The organism is Paraburkholderia bengalensis (assembly GCF_037126505.1).
Lineage (GTDB): Bacteria > Pseudomonadota > Gammaproteobacteria > Burkholderiales > Burkholderiaceae > Paraburkholderia > Paraburkholderia bengalensis.
Window position 1 is genome coordinate 34,581 of sequence record NZ_JACFYJ010000055.1, and the last position, 19,822, is coordinate 54,402.

Annotated in this window: 16 protein-coding genes and 1 pseudogene; 13 read left to right on the forward strand and 4 right to left on the reverse strand. The window is 64.2% G+C overall.

From position 1 onward, the window contains the following. Positions 1 to 101 precede the first annotated feature (101 nt). The 3 genes and pseudogenes from H3V53_RS27050 to H3V53_RS27060 all read right to left on the reverse strand — a co-directional run bounded on the left by H3V53_RS27050 (position 102) and on the right by H3V53_RS27060 (position 3,460). Complete coding sequence (locus H3V53_RS27050) at positions 102 to 953, reverse strand: enoyl-CoA hydratase/isomerase family protein (protein ID WP_336600546.1); 852 nt, start codon at positions 951 to 953, stop codon at positions 102 to 104. 86 nt (positions 954 to 1,039) lie between these two features. Then, positions 1,040 to 2,215 carry an ABC transporter substrate-binding protein gene (locus H3V53_RS27055; RefSeq protein WP_336600547.1) on the reverse strand — a complete coding sequence of 392 codons (1,176 nt, stop codon included), beginning with the start codon at positions 2,213 to 2,215 and terminating at the stop codon, positions 1,040 to 1,042. Positions 2,216 to 2,468: 253 nt separating this feature from the next. Then, a pseudogene (locus H3V53_RS27060) lies at positions 2,469 to 3,460 on the reverse strand (fumarylacetoacetate hydrolase family protein). Between the two features lie 18 nt (positions 3,461 to 3,478). On the opposite strand from H3V53_RS27060, the gene H3V53_RS27065 reads away from it, so the two are divergent. From H3V53_RS27065 to H3V53_RS27095, 7 genes are all read left to right on the forward strand, one after another. Then, positions 3,479 to 4,495 carry an IclR family transcriptional regulator gene (locus tag H3V53_RS27065; RefSeq protein WP_419539584.1) on the forward strand — a complete coding sequence of 339 codons (1,017 nt, stop codon included), beginning with the start codon at positions 3,479 to 3,481 and terminating at the stop codon, positions 4,493 to 4,495. A gap of 135 nt (positions 4,496 to 4,630) precedes the next feature. Next, a complete protein-coding gene (locus tag H3V53_RS27070; RefSeq protein WP_336600549.1) occupies positions 4,631 to 5,860 on the forward strand; it encodes a DUF3108 domain-containing protein in 1,230 nt (409 codons plus the stop codon). Between the two features lie 229 nt (positions 5,861 to 6,089). Next, positions 6,090 to 6,878: a 3-oxoadipate enol-lactonase gene (pcaD, locus tag H3V53_RS27075; RefSeq protein WP_336600550.1), complete on the forward strand. Its 789-nt coding sequence runs from the start codon at positions 6,090 to 6,092 to the stop codon at positions 6,876 to 6,878. Positions 6,879 to 6,995: 117 nt separating this feature from the next. Next, positions 6,996 to 7,253 carry a BTH_I0359 family protein gene (locus tag H3V53_RS27080; protein WP_054917658.1) on the forward strand — a complete coding sequence of 86 codons (258 nt, stop codon included), beginning with the start codon at positions 6,996 to 6,998 and terminating at the stop codon, positions 7,251 to 7,253. Between the two features lie 347 nt (positions 7,254 to 7,600). Continuing rightward, positions 7,601 to 8,665 carry a homocysteine S-methyltransferase family protein gene (locus H3V53_RS27085; protein WP_336600551.1) on the forward strand — a complete coding sequence of 355 codons (1,065 nt, stop codon included), beginning with the start codon at positions 7,601 to 7,603 and terminating at the stop codon, positions 8,663 to 8,665. A gap of 25 nt (positions 8,666 to 8,690) precedes the next feature. After that, a complete protein-coding gene (metH, locus tag H3V53_RS27090) occupies positions 8,691 to 11,474 on the forward strand; it encodes a methionine synthase (protein WP_336600561.1) in 2,784 nt (927 codons plus the stop codon). 194 nt (positions 11,475 to 11,668) lie between these two features. Continuing rightward, on the forward strand, positions 11,669 to 11,863 hold the full coding sequence (locus tag H3V53_RS27095) for an acid-shock protein (RefSeq protein WP_336600552.1): 195 nt from the start codon (positions 11,669 to 11,671) through the stop codon (positions 11,861 to 11,863). Between the two features lie 197 nt (positions 11,864 to 12,060). On the opposite strand, the gene H3V53_RS27100 is transcribed toward H3V53_RS27095, so the two are convergent. Continuing rightward, positions 12,061 to 12,387 (reverse strand): DUF1840 family protein, encoded by a 327-nt coding sequence (locus tag H3V53_RS27100; protein WP_054917663.1) that lies wholly within the window; start codon positions 12,385 to 12,387, stop codon positions 12,061 to 12,063. 405 nt (positions 12,388 to 12,792) lie between these two features. Between H3V53_RS27100 and argS the strand changes: the two genes are divergently transcribed. The 6 genes from argS (at position 12,793) to H3V53_RS27130 (ending at position 19,680) form a co-directional block, all read left to right on the forward strand. Then, a complete protein-coding gene (gene argS, locus H3V53_RS27105; RefSeq protein WP_336600553.1) occupies positions 12,793 to 14,577 on the forward strand; it encodes an arginine--tRNA ligase in 1,785 nt (594 codons plus the stop codon). A gap of 101 nt (positions 14,578 to 14,678) precedes the next feature. After that, positions 14,679 to 15,458, forward strand: a complete 780-nt coding sequence (locus H3V53_RS27110) for an SPOR domain-containing protein (protein ID WP_336600554.1) — start codon at positions 14,679 to 14,681, stop codon at positions 15,456 to 15,458. Positions 15,459 to 15,608: 150 nt separating this feature from the next. After that, positions 15,609 to 16,247, forward strand: coding sequence for a thiol:disulfide interchange protein DsbA/DsbL (locus H3V53_RS27115; protein WP_336600555.1), 639 nt, complete (start codon positions 15,609 to 15,611; stop codon positions 16,245 to 16,247). A 16-nt stretch (positions 16,248 to 16,263) separates the two neighbouring features. Continuing rightward, positions 16,264 to 17,145, forward strand: a complete 882-nt coding sequence (locus tag H3V53_RS27120; protein WP_336600556.1) for an SDR family oxidoreductase — start codon at positions 16,264 to 16,266, stop codon at positions 17,143 to 17,145. Further along, complete coding sequence (locus H3V53_RS27125; protein ID WP_336600557.1) at positions 17,037 to 17,849, forward strand: helical backbone metal receptor; 813 nt, start codon at positions 17,037 to 17,039, stop codon at positions 17,847 to 17,849. Before H3V53_RS27120 ends, H3V53_RS27125 begins: the two co-directional genes overlap by 109 nt. Before the next feature lie 232 nt (positions 17,850 to 18,081). Next, the gene (locus tag H3V53_RS27130) at positions 18,082 to 19,680 is read left to right on the forward strand and encodes an ABC transporter substrate-binding protein (protein ID WP_336600558.1); all 1,599 of its coding nucleotides are present in this window, start codon (positions 18,082 to 18,084) and stop codon (positions 19,678 to 19,680) included. The last annotated feature ends 142 nt before the right edge of the window (positions 19,681 to 19,822 follow it).

The window sequence follows — 19,822 nt, forward strand, 5'->3', positions numbered from 1 at the left end:
CGCTTGTGCGTGGCTTGTGCTCCGCTCTTGCCAGTTTGCTATCGCGCGCCGCCGCGATGTCGGTTTCGCGTCGATCGTGCAGACGAGCAAACCGCGCGCCGTCAGAACGGCTCCTTGTCCGGAAAGTCGGGCGCGCGCCGCTCGCGCAGCGACGCCACGCCTTCGCGCACGTCGGGACCGGCGAAGCCCATGAATTCCAGCGCGAGCGATGTATCGAACGCCGGGCCCGCCGAGCGCAGCCAGTTGTTCAGCGCGTACTTGGTCCAGCGGATCGCCGTCTGCGAGCCGTTCGCGAGCTTGCGCGCGACTTCGAAGGTTTTGGGCAGCAGATCGTTGTCGTCGACGGCGAGCGAAACCAGGCCGATGCGCTCCGCCTCTTCGCCGCTCACGGGCTCGCACAGCATCAGGTAGTACTTCGCTTTCGCCATGCCGCACAGCAGCGGCCACACGATCGCCGCGTGATCGCCCGCCGCCACGCCCAGCCGCGTGTGCCCGTCGATGATGCGCGCCGACTTCGTCGCAATCGAGATATCGGCGAGCAGCCCCGCGACGAGCCCCGCGCCGACGGCCGGCCCGTGCATCGCGGAGACGATCGGCTTGCTGCAGTTGATGACGTTGTAGACGAGATCGCGCGCCTCGCGCCACACGCGCGTGCGCACGTCGAAGTCGTTCGCCATGTCCTCGACGAGGCCGAGATCGCCGCCCGCCGAAAAGCCCTTGCCTTCGCCGCGGATCACCGCGACGCGCGTTTCGGGATCACGGTCGACGTCGCGCCAGATGTCGGCGAGTTCGCGGTGCATGTTCGCATCGGCGGTGGCGAGTTTGCTTTTGTTCGCGCCCTCGCCGCTCATCACGATTTCGAGGATGCCGTGCGCATGCCGCCGCACGCGCAGCGACCTGTAGTGCGCGTAGAACGCGGGTTCGACCGTTTGCGATTCCGATTCGTGAGACATGGCAGGCATCCGTAAAAGCGACGCGTCGGCGTCGACCCATCCATCGCGTGCGCAGCGCCGCCGACGCTGCGCCGCCATTGAACCGCTCAGCGCGGCTGATACACCCACTTGCCGTTGCTGATCTCGACCATCACGCGGGCCCGCTGATCGAGGCCCAGGTGATCGGTCGCGCTCATGTTGACGACGCCGTTGGTGTCCGCAAGTCCTCTGGTTGCTTCGAGTGCGTCGCGCAGCGCGCGGCGGAATTCGACGGTGCCCGGCTGCGCCGTTTTCAGCGCGACGGGAATCGCGTTGTTCAGCAGCATGCTCGCGTCCCACGCATACGAGCCGAACGCCGACACGCTGCCCGGTCCGCGCAGCTTCTCGAAGCGCGCGATGTAGTCGAGCGCGAGACGCTTCGACGCATACTCGGCGGGCAGTTGCGAGGCGACCAGCACAGGGCTCGCGGGCAGGAACGTGCCGTTGCAATCGGCGCCGCACACGCGCAGGAAGTCGTTATTGCCGACGCCATGGTTGTGATAGATCTTGCCCTTGTAGCCACGCGCGACCAGCGTCTTCGGCGGCAGCGCGGCCGGCGTGCCCGCCGCGCCGACCACGACGGCATCCGGGTTCGCCGCCATGATCTTCAGAATCTGGCCCGTCACGCTCGGGTCCGTGCGATTGAAGCGCTCGTTGGCCACGACGCTGATGTGATGGATCTGCGCGAACTTCGCGACTTCCGCGTAGAACGTCTCGCCGAGCGCGTCTGCCTGGCCGATGTAGGCAAGCGTCTTCACGCCATGCTGGCTTGCGTGCTCGGTGATTGCGGAAGCCATCATCGCGTCCGTTTGCGGCGTCTTGAACATCCAGTGGCGTTTCGCGTCGACCGGCTCGATGATCTTCGCCGACGACGCCAGCGAAATCGCGGGCGTCTCCCCTTCGGCGACCACGTCGATCATCGCCAGCGAGTTCGGCGTGATCGAGGAACCGATGATGGCGTCCACTTTGTTTTCGGAGATCAGCTTCTTCGTGTCTTGCACGGCTTGCGTGGTGTCGGACGCATCGTCGAGCACGATGTATTCGACCTTCTGCCCGGCGATTTCCTTTGGAAAGAGTGTCGACGTGTCGCGCGCGGGAATGCCGAGCGAGGCGGCCGGCCCTGTCAGCGACAGCACGAGACCGATCTTTACCTGCGCAAGCGCGAGTCCCGGAAAGAGTGAAAGCGCGCCCGCGAGCGAGCGCGCGCGCAACGTGGACAATCCAAATGACCCGTATCGCGGCATGCCTTGTCTCCTTTTTGGTGGTTCTTGTGTGCGTTCTGCGATGCTGCGTGGCTGGCGCTGTTCACGTCACGCGGGAACAGCATGCGAGGCGACGCGGCCCCGCGCGAGCGTCAGTGTAGCGGCGCGCGCGGCGCGGCCGGCATCGGGCGAAACCCTTTTGCGCTGCGTCCGCGCCCCTCACATGCAGGTGCGCGTGCCACTGATCAGGCACATGCATGACGCGTCGCCCCGACGTCATGCATGAAAACGTGCTTCAAGCCGCGCTTTCGAGCGGCGCGACGGCCTGATCGATCGAACCGAAAATCGACTTGCCTGCTTCGTCGAACATTTCGATCTTTACCGTATCGCCGAACTTCATGAACTCGGTCTGCGCGCTGCCGTGCTCGATCGTTTCGAGGCAGCGCTTCTCGGCGATGCAGCAGTAGCCGCGCTTTGCGTCCTTGTTCGACACCGTGCCCGAGCCGACGATCGAGCCCGCGCGCAGGTTGCGCGTCTTCGCCGCGTGCGCGATCAACTGGCCGAAGTGGAACACCATGTCGGTGCCGGCATCCGGCTGGCCGACTTTCTTGCCGTTCCAGTGGACGATCATCGGGCGATGCACGCGGCCTTCGCGCCATGCGTCACCGAGTTCGTCGAGCGTCACGGCGACGGGCGCGAACGACGTGGCCGGCTTGCTCTGGAAAAAGCCGAAGCCCTTGGCGAGTTCGGCGGGAATCAGATTGCGCAACGACACGTCGTTGACGAGCGTGACGAGCCGGATGCCCTTGAGCGCCTGCTCGGATGAAACGCCCATCGGCACGTCGCCCGTCACCACGGCGACTTCCGCTTCGAAGTCGATGCCGAACCCTTCGGACGCGCACACGATGTCGTCCTTCGGCCCGATGAAGTCGTCGCTGCCGCCCTGATACATCAGCGGATCGGTCCAGAACTCGGGCGGCATTTGCGCGCCGCGCGCGCGGCGCACGAGTTGACGTGGTTCACATAGGCCGAGCCGTCCGCCCACTGAAACGCGCGCGGCAGCGGCGCCATGCATTGCTTCGCGTCGAACGAAAAGGTGTTGCGCGCGCGGCCCTGATTGAGCTCGTCGTAGAGGTCGCGCAATTGCGGCGCGTAGAAGGTCCAGTCGTCGAGAATGCGCTGCATCGTCGGCGCGATGGCGTCGGCGACGGCGGCCGTATGCAGGTCGCGGGAAACGACGATCAGTTGACCGTCGCGCGTGCCGTCCTTCAGCGTGGCTAGTTTCATGTCGGAAAAAGCGTGTGGATGACGATAAGAGGAATCTATTCTACGATGGTGAATCCGCGCGACCCAAGTCGACCAATTGGCCTAGTCCAGATTGCCCAGCCGGATGGCTTGAGCCAGACGAGGCGCCGCGCTGGTTTTCATCGTTCAACCCGCCCGCCTATGCCGCCTACTTCCCGCCCGAGTCCGATTCAGAAGGACGATGTCGAAGCCGCCGATCTGCCCGATTCCGCCGACGACGATGCCGCCGAAGAGAAACTGCGCTCGGGCATCCAGTCCATCGAAGTCGGCTTTCGTCTGCTCGAGGTGCTCACGCATGAGCCGGCGGCGATGATGCTGCGCGATCTCGCGCAACGCGCCGGCATGAGTCCCGCCAAGGCGCATCGCTATCTGGTGAGTTTTCAGCGTCTGGGCGTCGTCGCGCAGGACCCGCTGACAGGCCGCTACGAACTCGGCGGCTTCGCGCTGCAACTGGGATTGGCGCGGCTTGCGCGCGTCGACGGCGTGAAGCTCGCCCGCCTCGCGCTCGCGCAACTGCACGATCGGCTCGACATGACGGTCGGCATCGCCGTGTGGGGCAACCAGGGGCCGACGGTCGTGCACTGGACGGAGTCGAGCTATCCCGCGAAGGCCTCGCTGAAACTCGGCGACGTGATGCCGATGCTCAGTTCGGCGACGGGCCTGCTGTTCGCCGCCTATCTGCCGCGCGGCAAGACATCCGGCATGATCGAGCGCGAACTGTCGCAGACGCAGCGCTGGGCAGCCGCCAACAGTCCGCGCACGTGGGACGACGTCGAGCGCGTGCTCGAGGACGTGCGCGCGCACGGTGCCGCGCGCGTCGAAGGCATGCTGCTGCCGAGCATTCACGCGTTCTGCACGCCCGTGTTCGATTCGAACGGCGATCTCGCGCTCGGACTGATCGCGCTGGGCCATGAAGGCGCGTTCGATATCGCGTGGGGCGGCGCAGTCGACACGGCGCTGCGAGAGTGCGCGCAGAAGCTGTCGTACGAACTCGGCTATAGTCCCGTGCCTCGGTGAGAGTGCGGAACGCGCGCGCTTCGCGTGCGGTCGAAAAATGTCCATATGCACACTGCCCGCGCTCTGCCGCGTTTGCTTTTGCGTTCGCGTTTGTGCCGTTTGCCCTTTCTCTTCTTCAAGTTCCGGTTGTCGCTGATGTCGTCTGCACCCGCTGTCCGTTCCGTCTCGCCCGCGCGGCTCAACGCCGCGCAGCGCCGCGCATCGCGTCTGCGCTGGGCGGGCGTGATCGCGGCTGTCGTCGGCGCGCACTTCATCGCAGCGCAATGGTTCGAGCGTCATCACGACACGTTCAAGCCCGTATCGCCCGAACATATTCCCGTGCAGGTCGCGCTGCTCAAACCGGAGCGGATCGAGACCCAGGCAGCCGGTTCGCCGCCCGCCGCGCAGAGCCGGCCCGCCGCGCCAAAACGCAGGGCGCAGCCGCCACGCGAGCACGTGCTGACGGCGACGCGGCCGGGTGGTCCCAAGCCCAAGCCGGCGCCGACGGCTGAGCCGGCGAGCGCGCCGGTCGCCGCTTCTGCGGCTGCGGCTGAATCTGCGTCGGGCGCGGCGGCTTCGGCGGCAGCATCGGCCTCGACCGCCACGACCGCGCAAGGCGAGGGCACTGCGCCACAGTCCGCACCAGGCGTGAAGTTTTCCGTGCCGCCTTCGGGCGAGCTGCAATACGACACGTTCTACAACGGCGTACGCAACCAGCCCGGCACGATTCACTGGACGAGCGACGGACGCACGTACGACATGGTCGTTTCAGTGCCGCTGCCGTTCGTCGGCACGTTCAGCTATGCGAGCCGCGGACATGTCGACGCGTTCGGGCTCGCGCCCGATCAGTACGTCGAAAAGCGCGGCCGGCGCGGCGAAGACATCACGACCTTCCATCGCGATACGAAGCAGATCGGCTTCACGCGCACGCCAAACACGCTGCCGCTGCAAGACGGCGCGCAGGACCGCTTCAGCATGGTGATGCAGCTTGCCAGCCTGGTGCGCGGCGATCCCGACGCGTATCAGCCCGGCGTCACGCGCCAGTTTTACGTGACCGATAACGATAGCGGCGAGATCTGGCCTATCGAAACGATAGGCGACGAAACCGTGCATATGGAGCAAGGAACGATCGACGCGCGGCATTTCATGCGATTGCCGCGCCGCGAAGGCGACCGGCGGCGCATCGATGTGTGGCTTGCGCCGTCGCTCGGCTGGCTGCCTGCGCGGCTCGTGCAGACGGAACCGAACGGCACGCAGATCGAACTTGTCTGGCGCGGCAGAATTGCGCCGCCCGATGCAAACGGTACAGCCTCGGCCGACGATACTCCGTCGGGCGCGCCGCAGCCTTCCGTCACCGATCCGGGCGCCGCGCCCGCGAAGCCCTGACACGGGCATCGTCTTTGCGCGGCAAGACACCGTGACGCCGCGATGGGACGCTACGTCTGAAACTTCCACCGTCACCGACGAGTCGCATGACGAAGCGCGCTCGTTCGCGCCGATGGTTCGTGCGGGTCCAACAAGTTGCACGACCCGACTGCAAGACGGGACCGCACAACTGAGCCGCGCGACCCATCGATCTATCGTTCTCCCTTGCGACAACATTTATGGAGTCCGCATGCAAATCAATGTGAATGGCATCGATACGCGCTACGTCCTCAGCAATGAAGGCGGCGGCCCCTGGCTTACGTTTATCCATCAGCTGGGCGGCGATCTGTCGATCTGGGATCAGCTTGCCGGCTATTTCCGCGACGACTATACGGTCTTGCGTTATGACGTGCGCGGCCATGGGAAGACGTCTGTTTCGAACCAACAGTTCAGTGTTGCAGATTTGTCGCAGGATCTGCGCGGACTCTTCGATGCGCTTGGCGTCGAGAAAACGCATATTGTCGGTATGTCGATGGGCGGCATGATCGCGCAGCAGTTTGCGCTCGATGACCCGGCGCGCATCGACACGCTGACGCTTTGCGATACGCATGCCGCCACGCCGCCCGAGGGCCGCGCGCTGTGGGACGAGCGCGCCGCGACGGTGCGCCGCGACGGCACGAAAGCGTTGGCGCAGGCCACGATGGAGCGTTGGCTGACGGCGGGGTTTCGCAATTCGCATCCCGAAGTCGTCGAGCAGATTCGCGAGGTATTCGAGAACACTTCGTCTGAAGGTTATGCGCATGCGTGCACTGCGCTGCGCGATTTCGACGTGCGCAGTAGACTGAACGAGGTTGCTCTTCCCACTCTTGCTGTGGCTGGACGCCACGACGCAGGCACGCCACCTGCTGCTACACAGGCAATTGCGAATGCCATCCGGAACGCAAGGTTCGAGTTGCTCGATGCCGCTCACCTCGCACCGATCGAACAGTCGCAACGGTTTACCGCCTTGCTTGAATCGTTTCTGCAAAAACGGGTCTAACCGACAGGTCCGGAGAATTCAAAGCGTCTGGCCGGACCCACCCCTTGAATTCCAAACCAAGGGCTCCATCTACGGTGCAACACTGGCCCGGAGCCATCGGAAATAAGGAGTGTCGCCATGCAAATGATCTACAACAGCCCCAACTACTGCGTCGTCGAGTTCCCGCCGCAGGACGGCCACATCTCGATGAAATCCGGCGGGTATGAGATCGTCGACAAGAACACGCAGCGCGAGATTTACATCGACGGTGCAATGGCAGCGAGCTTTCGGGAGCATGTACAAAAGCTGATCGAAGACGAGCCCACGCTCGACGAAGTGGACGAGTTTCTCGGTCAATTCGACAGTCTGATGAACCAGCCCGTCATTCTTCACTAAGGCGATCACTCAGCCACACGCGCCATCTCGCGGCGACACGTTCCAGCATCGCCCCGTCCGGTTTCGCCGGGCGGGGCTTTTCCTTTTTATATGCGTTCGAAACGGCTGCATTCCATCACAGCCGCGTTCGAATCGTCGCGTTTCTCATGGCCGCTTGGGTAGCTCGTTGCGCAAGCAGCGAAAGAAATACTTCCGGCGCTACATTGCCAGCAACTGCCGCGCCTTATTGCTTCGCGTGCCATATGCGCGTCACGTGGCCGTAATCGCATGCGCCGGCGCGCCTCGCCCCATGCGGCTACAATATTGCGTTTCCCGCAAAAGCCAGCCGGCACGAGCCCGATCAGACCATGAACCAGCCCGCCGTCACGTCCGCCCCGTCCGCCGTCGCCTACACGCGCGGCGCGAATTTGCCCGCGTTGCTCGAATCGCGCATCCTGATTCTGGACGGCGCGATGGGCACGATGATCCAGCGCTACAAGCTCGACGAAGCCGCGTATCGCGGCGAGCGCTTCAAGGACTATCCGCGCGACATCAAGGGCAACAACGAGTTGCTGTCGATCACGCAGCCGCAGATCATCAGCGAGATTCACGAGCAATATCTCGCGGCGGGCGCCGACATCATCGAGACAAACACGTTCGGGGCGACGACCGTCGCGCAGGGCGACTACGGCATGGAAGATCTCGCCGTCGAGATGAACCGCGAATCGGCGAAGCTCACACGCGCCGCGTGCGACAAGTACTCGACGCCCGACAAGCCGCGCTTCGTGGCGGGCGCGATCGGACCGACGCCAAAAACCGCGAGCATCTCCCCCGACGTCAACGATCCCGGCGCGCGTAACGTCACGTTCGACGAACTGCGCGCCGCGTACTACGAGCAGGCGAAGGCGCTGATGGAAGGCGGCGCGGACCTGTTCCTCGTCGAAACGATCTTCGACACGCTGAACGCCAAGGCCGCGCTCTTCGCGCTCGACGAACTGTTCGACGATACGGGCGAGCGTCTGCCTATCATGATCTCGGGCACGGTGACGGACGCGTCGGGGCGCATTCTGTCGGGCCAAACCGTCGAGGCGTTCTGGAACTCGCTGCGTCACGCGAAGCCGCTCACGTTCGGCCTGAACTGCGCGCTGGGTGCCGCGCTGATGCGCCCGTACATCGCCGAACTGGCGAAGCTGTGCGACACGTATGTGTCGTGCTATCCGAACGCCGGTTTGCCCAACCCGATGAGCGACACGGGCTTCGACGAACTGCCCGCCGACACATCCGGCCTCCTGAAGGAATTCGCGCAAGCGGGCCTCGTGAACATAGCGGGCGGCTGCTGCGGCACGACGCCCGAACACATCGCGGCAATCGCGAAAGCGCTGAACGACGTGAAGCCGCGCAAGTGGCCGAGCCAGTACCGCGACGCCGCCTGAGCTGCATTACGTCACCTGAGGCCACCTGAGCCACCGCCAGCACGATCCATCGCACGAAACCCGCAGCACTGACGAACCACGCACACGAACCATGACCGATCACACGATGCGCCTTTCCGGCCTCGAGCCGTTCAACGTCACTTCGGGGACGCTCTTCATCAACGTCGGCGAACGCACGAACGTGACGGGATCGAAGGCGTTCGCGCGGATGATCCTGAACGGCCAGTTCGACGAAGCGCTCGCCGTCGCGCGTCAGCAGGTCGAAAACGGCGCGCAGGTCATCGATGTCAACATGGACGAAGCGATGCTCGATTCGAAGGCGGCGATGGTGCGCTTCATGAATCTGATCGCGTCGGAGCCGGACATCGCGCGCGTGCCGATCATGATCGATTCGTCGAAGTGGGATGTGATCGAAGCGGGCCTGAAGTGCGTGCAAGGCAAGGCGATCGTCAATTCGATCTCGCTGAAGGAAGGCAAGGAACAGTTCGTCCATCACGCAAAGCTGATTCGCCGCTATGGCGCAGCAAGTGTGGTGATGGCGTTCGACGAAACCGGCCAGGCGGACACGTTCGCGCGCAAGACGGAAATCTGCAAGCGCTCGTACGACATTCTCGTCAATGAAGTGGGCTTTCCGCCCGAAGACATCATCTTCGATCCGAACATCTTCGCGGTCGCGACGGGCATCGAAGAGCACAACAACTATGCCGTCGACTTCATCGAGGCAACGCGCTGGATCAAGCAGAACCTGCCGTATGCGAAGGTGAGCGGCGGCGTGTCGAACGTGTCGTTCTCGTTCCGCGGCAACGACCCCGTGCGCGAAGCGATCCACACCGTGTTCCTGTATCACGCCATTCAGGCGGGCATGGACATGGGCATCGTCAACGCGGGCCAGCTCGGCGTGTATGCCGACCTCGACACGGAGTTGCGCGAGCGCGTCGAAGACGTCGTGCTCAATCGCCGCGACGACGCCACCGACCGCCTGCTCGAAATCGCCGACAAGTTCAAGGCAGGCGCCGCGAAGAAAGAAGAGAACCTCGAATGGCGCAACCAGCCCGTCGAGCAGCGTCTCGCGCATGCGCTCGTGCACGGCATCACGAACTTCATCGTCGAAGACACGGAAGAAGCGCGCGCGAAAATCATGGACGGGGGCGGCCGCCCGATCAACGTGATCGAAGGGCCGCTGATGGACGGCATGAACGTCGTCGGCGATCTGTTCGGTCAGGGCAAGATGTTCCTGCCGCAAGTGGTGAAGTCGGCGCGCGTAATGAAGCAGGCCGTCGCGCACCTGATTCCGTTCATCGAAGAAGAAAAGCGCCAGCTCGCCGAAGCGGGCGGCGACGTGCGCGCGAAAGGCAAGATCGTCATCGCGACCGTGAAGGGCGACGTGCACGACATCGGCAAGAACATCGTGTCGGTGGTGCTTCAGTGCAATAACTTCGAAGTGGTCAACATGGGCGTGATGGTCCCGTGCAACGAGATCCTCGCGAAGGCAAAGGTGGAAGGCGCGGACATCATCGGGCTGTCGGGGCTGATCACGCCGTCGCTCGAAGAAATGGCTTATGTCGCGTCGGAAATGCAGCGCGACGACTATTTCCGCGTGAAGAAGATTCCGCTGCTGATTGGCGGCGCGACCACGTCGCGCGTGCATACGGCCGTGAAGATCGCGCCGCATTACGAAGGCCCTGTCGTGTACGTGCCGGATGCGTCGCGTTCGGTGTCGGTGGCGTCGAATCTGCTATCGGACGAAGGCGCGGCGAAGTATCTCGACGAACTCAAATCCGACTACGACCGCATCCGCAACCAGCACGCGAACAAGAAAGCGCTGCCCCTCGTCACGCTCGCCGAAGCGCGCGCGAACAAGACGAAGATCGACTGGAGCGCGTATCAGCCCATGAAGCCCAAGTTCATCGGCCGCCGCGTGTTCAAGAACTTCGACTTGAACGAACTTGCGAACTACATCGACTGGGGTCCGTTCTTCCAGACGTGGGATCTCGCCGGCCCCTATCCCGCCATTCTCAATGACGAGATCGTCGGCGAATCGGCGCGGCGCGTGTTCTCGGACGGCAAATCGATGCTGTCGCGGCTGATCCAGGGCCGATGGCTCACCGCCAACGGCGTGATCGCGCTGCTGCCCGCGAACACCGTCAACGACGACGACATCGAAATCTACACCGACGAATCGCGCAGCGAAGTTGCGATGACGTGGCGCAACGTGCGCCAACAGAGCGTGCGCCCCGTGGTGGACGGCGTGATGCGGCCGAACCGGTCGCTCGCCGACTTCATCGCGCCGAAAGATTCGGGCGTCGCCGACTATATCGGCATGTTCGCGGTCACGGCGGGTCTGGGCGTCGATGTGAAGGAAAAGCAGTTCGAGCAGGATCACGACGACTACAGCGCGATCATGCTGAAGGCGCTCGCCGACCGCTTCGCGGAAGCGTTCGCCGAAGCGATGCACGCGCGCGTGCGCCGCGACCTGTGGGGCTACGCGCAGGGCGAGAACTTGTCGAACGACGAGATGATCGCCGAGCAATACCGCGGCATCCGCCCGGCGCCCGGCTATCCGGCGTGCCCGGATCACCTCGTCAAGCGCGACATGTTCAACGTGCTGCAAGCCGGCGAAATCGGCATGAGCGTGACGGAATCGCTCGCGATGCTGCCAGCGGCGAGCGTGTCCGGCTTTTACCTCGCGCATCCCGACAGCACGTACTTCTCAGTCGGCAAGATCGGCGAAGACCAGTTGGAGGACTACGCGCGGCGCATGGCGCTGTCGAAGGCGGACGCGCAGCGCGCGCTCGCGCCGCTGCTGTGACGCGTGGCGTCAGGCGGCAGGCGGCGTCGGGCGGCAGGACTATATCGCGCGCCGTAGGCTGAATATTTCCGGCTGAAAGCACAGCGAATAATTTCGGCTTTGTAGACTGGACGGGCAGTATCTGCCGAACCGCCAGACGCGACGGGAAAAACGCGTCGGCCCAACGACTTGCAACCGTCAACGGAGAAAATCGTATGAAGAAGCTGACGCTGATGTTGACCGCGTTATCGCTTGCCGCCCTCGGAACGATCGCCGAGGCTCAACCGGGCGCGCCCGGCGGATCGAGCGCCGTGAGCTCGTACTCGCCGCCCACCGTGAAGCATGTGAAAAAGCCGAAAAAGCAGAAGCCGAAGAAAGATGCGAGCGCGCCGGGAGCCGCCAGCCAATAACGGGCGGGAGCGCGCCAGTAGCGCTGCAATGAAAAAGCCCGTCGTTCGACGGGCTTTTTATTTCCGGACGGGCATTGCAGGACTCGTCGAGCGCTTCGGCGCCGCGAACCTTGCGCCGCAAGACGCAGTAAAGCGCAGCACAACGCAATCACGCGATCCGCGAACCCATGCCGCTCAGGCGGCGCATCCGCTACGCGTCAGATACCCCAAACGATATCCGTATTCTCCTTCTGCGCGGCGCGCAGCATGTCGAGAAACGGAAATGCCCGCTGCGCGAGGCCGACGGGAAGCTCGTGGTGCTCGTGGCCGTCTTCGCCTTCGTGGAAGTGGCCTTCATGCTCGGCGCGCTCCTGCTTGTCGGTGACGATGGCCGCTTCGAGCCTGGAGATCGCCACGCCCAGTTCGTCGTGATTGATCACGCCGCGCGGGCCAAGCCGCTTGCCGATGATGCCGAGCAGGTACTGGGCGAGATTCTCCAGCATCACGACATCGGGCGCGGAGCGGCATTTGAAAGTAATCAGCATGATGACGGTTCCCTTTTCGTTATGGTGGCTTCTCGCGCGGCCAGCCGCATGACGCTCGCGACAGCCAGCCGCACGGTTTCCGTTGGCGCGCCCACCCGCCCTCTGACGGCGGGCTGACGGCTACGGCCCTTGCTGGGCATCTCATTGGACATATTAGCACCTGCTAAAATCCGGCTTGACGGAAAAAGCTCGCTGCCGTGCGCCCGGGCACGCTGCGCCGCATCGTGGCCGCGTGCCAACGCTGCCCACGGTGCGCGCCGCGACAGCCGCCTGCTGCGCCGCTCCCGCGCCACACCGGTTTCGCAGCGGGCGCTCAAGCACTTTCCACGCCGTCGGCGGCTGTTTTTTCGCCGCTCGCGGCGCTGCCCCGCTTCATCGGACTGCCTCACTGGACTCGCAACAAGCATGCTGCCTGCACACAAACACACTCTCGAAACCCTGTTGACCGACGTGGTCAAGCAGGTCGCCCAGGCCACTCAAGGTGCATCCGAAGCCGCGTTCGTCGCGCCCGCCATCACGCTCGAACGACCCAAGGTCGCCGCGCACGGCGACGTCGCGAGCAACGTCGCGATGCAGCTGGCCAAGCCGCTGCGCGCCAATCCGCGCCAGCTCGCGCAACAGATCGTCGACGCGTTGCCCGCCCACCCGCTCGCGCAGGGCCTCGTCGAGAGCGCCGAAGTGGCCGGTCCCGGCTTCATCAACCTGCGCCTGTCGGCGGCTTCGAAGCAGGCCGTGATCGGCGCCGTGTTTGCGCAGCGCGAAGCGTTCGGCCGCTCGGACCGCGAAGCGGGCAAGCGCGTGCTGGTCGAGTTCGTGTCGGCCAATCCGACGGGCCCGCTGCACGTCGGCCACGGCCGCCAGGCCGCGCTCGGCGATGCCGTGTCGAACGTGCTCGCGTCGCAGGGCTACGGCGTGCATCGCGAGTTCTACTACAACGACGCCGGCGTGCAGATCGGCAACCTCGCCATCTCGACGCAGGCGCGCGCCCGCGGCCTCAAACCCGGCGACGCCGGCTGGCCGGAAGCCGCGTACAACGGCGAATACATCGCCGACATCGCGCGCGACTACCTGAACGGCGAAACCGTGTCGGCCAGCGACGGCGAGCCCGTCACGGGCGCGGGCGACGCCGACGACCTCGAAGCGATCCGCCGCTTCGCCGTCGCTTATTTGCGTCGTGAGCAGGATATGGACCTGAGGGCGTTCGGCGTGAAGTTCGACCAGTACTACCTCGAATCGTCGCTATACACGGAAGGCCGCGTCGAGAAGACGGTGAACGAGCTGATCGCGGCGGGCAAGACCTACGAGCAGGAAGGCGCGCTGTGGCTGCGCACCACCGACGACGGCGACGACAAGGACCGCGTGATGCGCAAGTCCGACGGCACGTACACGTATTTCGTGCCCGACGTCGCGTATCACGAGACGAAGTGGGAGCGCGGCTTCACGAAGGTCATCAACATCCAGGGCTCGGACCACCACGGCACGATCGCGCGCGTGCGCGCCGGGCTGCAGGGTCTCGGCATCGGCATTCCGAAGGGCTATCCCGATTACGTGCTGCACAAGATGGTCACCGTGATGCGCGACGGCCAGGAAGTGAAGATCTCCAAGCGCGCGGGCAGCTATGTGACGGTGCGCGACCTGATCGAATGGTCGGGCGGCGCCGCGCCGGGCCAGGAAGCCGCGCCCGATCTGCTCGACGAAGAAACCATCCGCCGCGGCCGCGATGCCGTGCGTTTCTTCCTGATCTCGCGCAAGGCCGACACGGAGTTCGTGTTCGACGTCGACCTCGCGCTCAAGCAGAACGACGAGAACCCGGTGTATTACGTGCAGTACGCGCACGCGCGCATCTGCTCGGTGATCGGCGAATGGAAGTCGCGCTATGCCGGCGATGAGCTGATGCTGCCGTCCTTCGACCTGTCGCCGCTCGACAGCGAGCGCGCGATGGCGCTGCTGCAGAAGCTCGCCGAGTTCCCCGACATGCTGACGCACGCGGCCGAAGAGCTTGCGCCGCACGCGGTCGCGTTCTATCTGCGCGATCTCGCGGGCGAATTTCACTCGTTCTACAATGCCGAACGCGTTCTCGTCGACGACCAGACGCAGCGCAATGCACGCATCGCGCTCCTTGCCGCGACGCGTCAGGTGCTGGCGAACGGCCTCGCTGTGATCGGCGTGTCGGCACCCGCCAAAATGTAATCTCCGCGCGGTTTAATCGCACTTAAACCGGGACGATGAGGGGATGACCGTCGCTATAATCGACGGTCATTCCAGACCTCCTTTTGCAGGTGAATCAGACGATGGCAAAACCACGCCGCACTACAAAGCAGCAGTCGAAGCAAACCGGGGGCACTTTTCTCGGCATCGTGCTGGGCCTGATCGTCGGCCTGGCCATCGCGGTGGTGGTGGCGCTCTACATCACGCGCGCGCCCACGCCGTTCGTCGCGAAGGTCGCGCCGCCCGCCGCATCGGATACGGGCGCGAGCCAGCCGCAATACGACCCGAACCGTCCGCTGCAAGGCAAGAGCCCCGGCCAGCCGGTGCCGCAAGCCGCGCAGCCCGCGCCGACCAACACGGCGCCGGGCCAGACCACCAATCAGTCGCAGTCGTCGGGCATGCTCGAAGAGCCGCAGATCGTCGAAGTGCCGCCGTCGAACAACAACGGCGTCGCCGTCGCACCGAAACCCGCTCAGGACAATGGCGCGACCACGGCGATGAACCAGCCGAAGAAGCCACCGCAGGCCACCAGCGCGCCGAGCGTCGCGAATAACCCGACGCAGCCGCCCAAGGCCGGCTCGACGCCGAACGCGAACGGCACGCCGCCTTCCGCCAACGACGCGAACACGGGCTATCTGCTGCAGGTCGGCGCCTACAAGACAGCCGCCGATGCCGAGCAGCAGCGCGCGCGTCTCGCCTTCCAGGGCTTCGAATCGAAGGTCACGCAGCGCGATGCGGGCGGTGTGACGTACTATCGCGTGCGGATCGGCCCGTTCTCGAAGTTCGAGGAAATGAACACCACGCGGCAGCGCCTGTCGGATGCGGGCGTCGACACGGCGGTGATCCGCTTCACGAAGCAATGAGTCACACGCGGTAATGGTTGTCGCGCGCCGCCGCTGAACCTTCGGCGCGCGGCGCGAGTCTCATGTGCGGCAGACGCCTGCCGACGAACTTGTAGCGGCGGGGGCGCGCCAGCCCGCCGCCGTTACTCTCCCTGATTGGGTTCACAAGACATGAAAAAACTGCTGAGCATTCTGTTCCTCTCTTTCGGCATCGTCGCGAGCGCGGCGCATGCTTCGCCCGCCGCGCCCGTCGCCGGCAAGGACTATACGACGCTGTCTACGCCGCAGCCCGTCGAGGCACCCGCCGGCAAGATCGAAGTGATCGAGTTCATGTGGTACGGCTGCCCGCACTGCAACGAGTTCGACCCGTATCTGGAAGCGTGGATCAAGAAGCAGGGCCCGGACGTCGTATTCAAGCGCGTGCCCGTCGCCTTCCGCGACGACTTCATCCCGCACTCGAAGCTCTATCACGCCGTCGACGCCCTCGGCCTCGCGAACCAGCTGACGCCGGACATCTTCCATGAAATCCACGCCAACAAGAACTATCTGCTGACGCCGCAAGATCAGGCCAAATTCCTCGCCACCAAAGGCGTCGACCCGAAGAAGTTCATGGACGCGTACAACTCGTTCTCGACGCAAAGCGCGCTTCAGCGCGACAAGAAGCTGATCGACGACTTCAAGATCGACGGCGTGCCCACATTGGCCGTACAGGGCAAGTACGAAACGGGTCCGGCGCAGACCAATAGCCTGCCGGGCACGATCCAGGTGCTCGACTACCTGGTCGCCCAGATCCGCGCGAAGAAGATGTAATTCCCCGCGCGCCGGCATGAGTTCACCGCTGAAGGTCTTCATCACCGGCGCGTCCAGCGGCATTGGCGAAGCGCTCGCCGCCGAATATGCGCGGCGCGGCGCGATTCTCGGGCTCGTCGCCCGCCGCGGCGACGCCCTCGCCGCGTTCCAGCAGTCCCACTCCCAGAACACCGTGTCCCTGTATAGCGTCGACGTGCGCGACGCGGATGCGCTCGTGCGCGCCGCGCAGCAGTTCGTCGCCGAACACGGCTGCCCTGACATCGTGATCGCGAACGCGGGCATCAGCCGTGGCGCGGTCACCGGTCACGGCGATCTGCAGACGTTCCGCGACGTGATGGACGTCAACTATTTCGGCATGGTCGCCACCTTCGAGCCCTTCGCGCAGGCCATGGTGGACGCGCGCAAAGGCACGTTCGTGGGCATCGGCAGCGTGGCGGGCGTGCGCGGGCTGCCGGGCTCGGGCGCATACAGCGCGTCGAAATCGGCGGCGCTGAAGTATCTGGAGGCGCTGCGCGTCGAGATGCGGCCGTTTGGCGTATCGGTCGTGACGATCGCGCCCGGCTACATTCGAACGCCGATGACGGCGCACAATCCGTACGCGATGCCGTTTCTGATGGACGCCGACCGTTTCGCCGCGAAGGTCGCCGATGCCATCGCGCGCAAGAAGCGCTTCGCGATCTTCCCGTGGCAGATGCGTTTCGCGGCGATGCTGCTGCACGTCGCGCCCCGCTGGCTCTACGACGCCGTGTTCGAAAAAGCCCGCGCAAGCCGCGCGCCGCGCAGTAGCGTATGGCCACGCGTGTCGTCGATGCAGCCGGTATCGAACACGCGAAGGCGCAACGCGGCGCGCGCATCGTGTCGCTGGTGCCGAGCCTCACCGAACTTCTCTTTGCTCTGAAGCTGGATGCGCAGATCGTCGGGCGCACGGGCTTTTGCGTGCATCCGCACGACAAGGTGCGCAACGTGCCGAAAGTCGGCGGCACGAAGGCCGTGAAAATCGATGCCGTGCGCGCGCTGCAGCCCACGCATCTGCTCGTCAACATCGACGAGAACGAGCGCGACACCGTCGATCGGTTGCGTGCGTTCGTGCCGCATGTCGTCGTCACGCACCCGCTCGCGCCTCACGACAATTTCGCCTTGTACGCGCTGCTCGGCGCGATCTTCGACCGCGAGGACGAAGCGCGTGAATTGAGCCTGCAGCTTCGTTCGCAACTCGACGCGTGCGCGTCCCGCGCGTGGCCGCAGCAAAACGTGCTTTACGCGATCTGGCGCGAACCATGGATGACCGTCGCGCGCGACACCTACATCGCCGCGATGCTGCACCTCGTGAACTGGCAAACATTGCCGGACCTGCAAGGCGGCGAGCGCGGCGCGGCACGCTATCCTTCGTTCGATCTCGACGCCGCGTGGATTCGCAACGCCGATCGCGTGTTGTTGTCGAGCGAACCGTATCGCTTCACGCAGCGGCACGCCGAGGCACTGTCGCGGCACGCACGTTTTCAGGGCAAGCGGATCGAATTGATCGACGGCGAAATGGTGTCGTGGTACGGCTCGCGCGCGATCGACGGCATCGCGTATCTTCGGGATTACGCCAGCCGTTAGCCGGGAATCCGCGGCCATATGGATATGCGGATTCAATTGTTGTCGCTGTTGAAAGCGTTCGATAAGCTTGCGCCAGAGCCGGCGAAACCGCGACACGCGGCTGTGACGCGCTGCGCCGGCGCAGAAACCGTATCAGAATGACCAGCGTGAAAGCACCCCGCCCGGAGCGCGTGAAACACAACGTCATCGCACGCCGCCCCGCCACGAACAATTCGAAATCCCGGGAGATCTTATGCGTTTCAAGTTGCTTGCCGCCGCCGCGGCGCTGACGGCCGTTATCACCGCGCCTGCGCTCGCCGTCGCAAAACCGCTTACCGTGTGCACGGAATCGAGCCCGGACGGCTTCGACGTCGTTCAGTACAACTCGCTCGTCACGACGAACGCGTCGGCGGACGTGATCTTCAATTCGCTCGTGTCGTACGACGAAGCCGCGAAGAAAGTCGCGCCCTCGCTCGCCGACAAGTGGGACGTAAGCGCCGACGGCCTCACGTACACGTTCCATCTGCGCCCGAACGTGCAGTTCCAGACTACCGACTATTTCAAGCCCTCGCGGCCGCTGAACGCCGACGACGTCGTCTTCACGTTCAACCGCATGCTCGACGACAACAACCCGTGGCACAAGGTGGCGGGCGCAAGCGGCTTTCCGCATGCGCAGTCGATGGGGCTCGTGAAGCTGATCAAGTCGGTATCGAAAGTCGACGACAACACGGTGAAGTTCGAACTGAACGAGCCGAACGCCACCTTCGTGTCGATCCTGACGATGGGTTTCGCGTCGATCTATTCCGCCGAATACGCGGATCAGTTGCTGAAGGCGGGCAAGCAGGCCGATCTGAACGCGAGCCCGATCGGCACAGGGCCGTTCATGCTGAAGAGCTACACGAAAGATTCGATCATCCGCTATGACGTGAACCCGACTTACTGGGGGCCGAAGCCGAAGATCGACCGGCTGATCTACGCGATCACGCCCGACGCCGCCGTGCGCGCGCAAAAGGTGAAGGCGGGCGAATGCCAGATCGCGCTGTCGCCGAAGCCGCAGGATATCGCCGACGCGAAGAAAGACAAGTCGCTCGCCGTCGTGCAGACGCCCGCGTTCATGACGGCGTTCGTCGCGCTGAACACGCAGAAAAAGCCGCTCGATAACCAGAAAGTGCGCGCCGCGCTGAACATGGCGTTCGATCGCACGTCGTATCTGAAGGCCGTGTTCGACAACACGGCGACGCCTGCGAACAATCCGTATCCGCCGAATACATGGAGCTACGACAAGGCCGTAAAGCCGTGGCCGTACGACACCGAGAAGGCCAAAAAGCTGCTCGCCGATGCGGGTTACCCGAACGGCTTCGAAACGACGATCTGGGTGCGTCCGAACGGCAGCGTGCTGAATCCGAACCCGAAGGCGGGCGCCGAAATGCTGCAGGCGGACTTCGCGAAGATCGGCGTGAAGGCCGAGGTGAAGGTGATCGAATGGGGCGAACTGATCAAGCAGGCCAAGCAGGGACAGCACGACACGCTGTTCATGGGCTGGGCAGGCGACAACGGCGACCCGGACAACTATCTGTCGCCGCTTTTCAGCTGCAACGCGGTGAAGTCGGGGATCAACTTTGCGCGGTACTGCGACCCCGAACTCGACAAGCTGATCGCGCAAGGCAAGGAAACCGCAGACCAAAGCAAGCGCACGAAAGCGTATGAAGCCGCGCAGCAGATCATCCACGACGAGGCGCTGTGGATTCCGCTCGGTTACCCGACGGCGGCCGCCATCACGCGGACGAACGTGAGCGGCTATCGCGTCAGTCCGTTCGGCCGGCAGAATTTCGGAGCGGTGACAGTGCAGTAAGCACGTATCGCGACGCGCATGCAAAAAAGCCCGGTTCTTCCGGTAATGCCGTTCAGTTAAGCACTGAACGGCATTTTTGCTTTTGACGCGGGAGGTGTTGTAAACGAGGCGCCGAGCTGTTAACTTTTCAGCGCGATGCTCT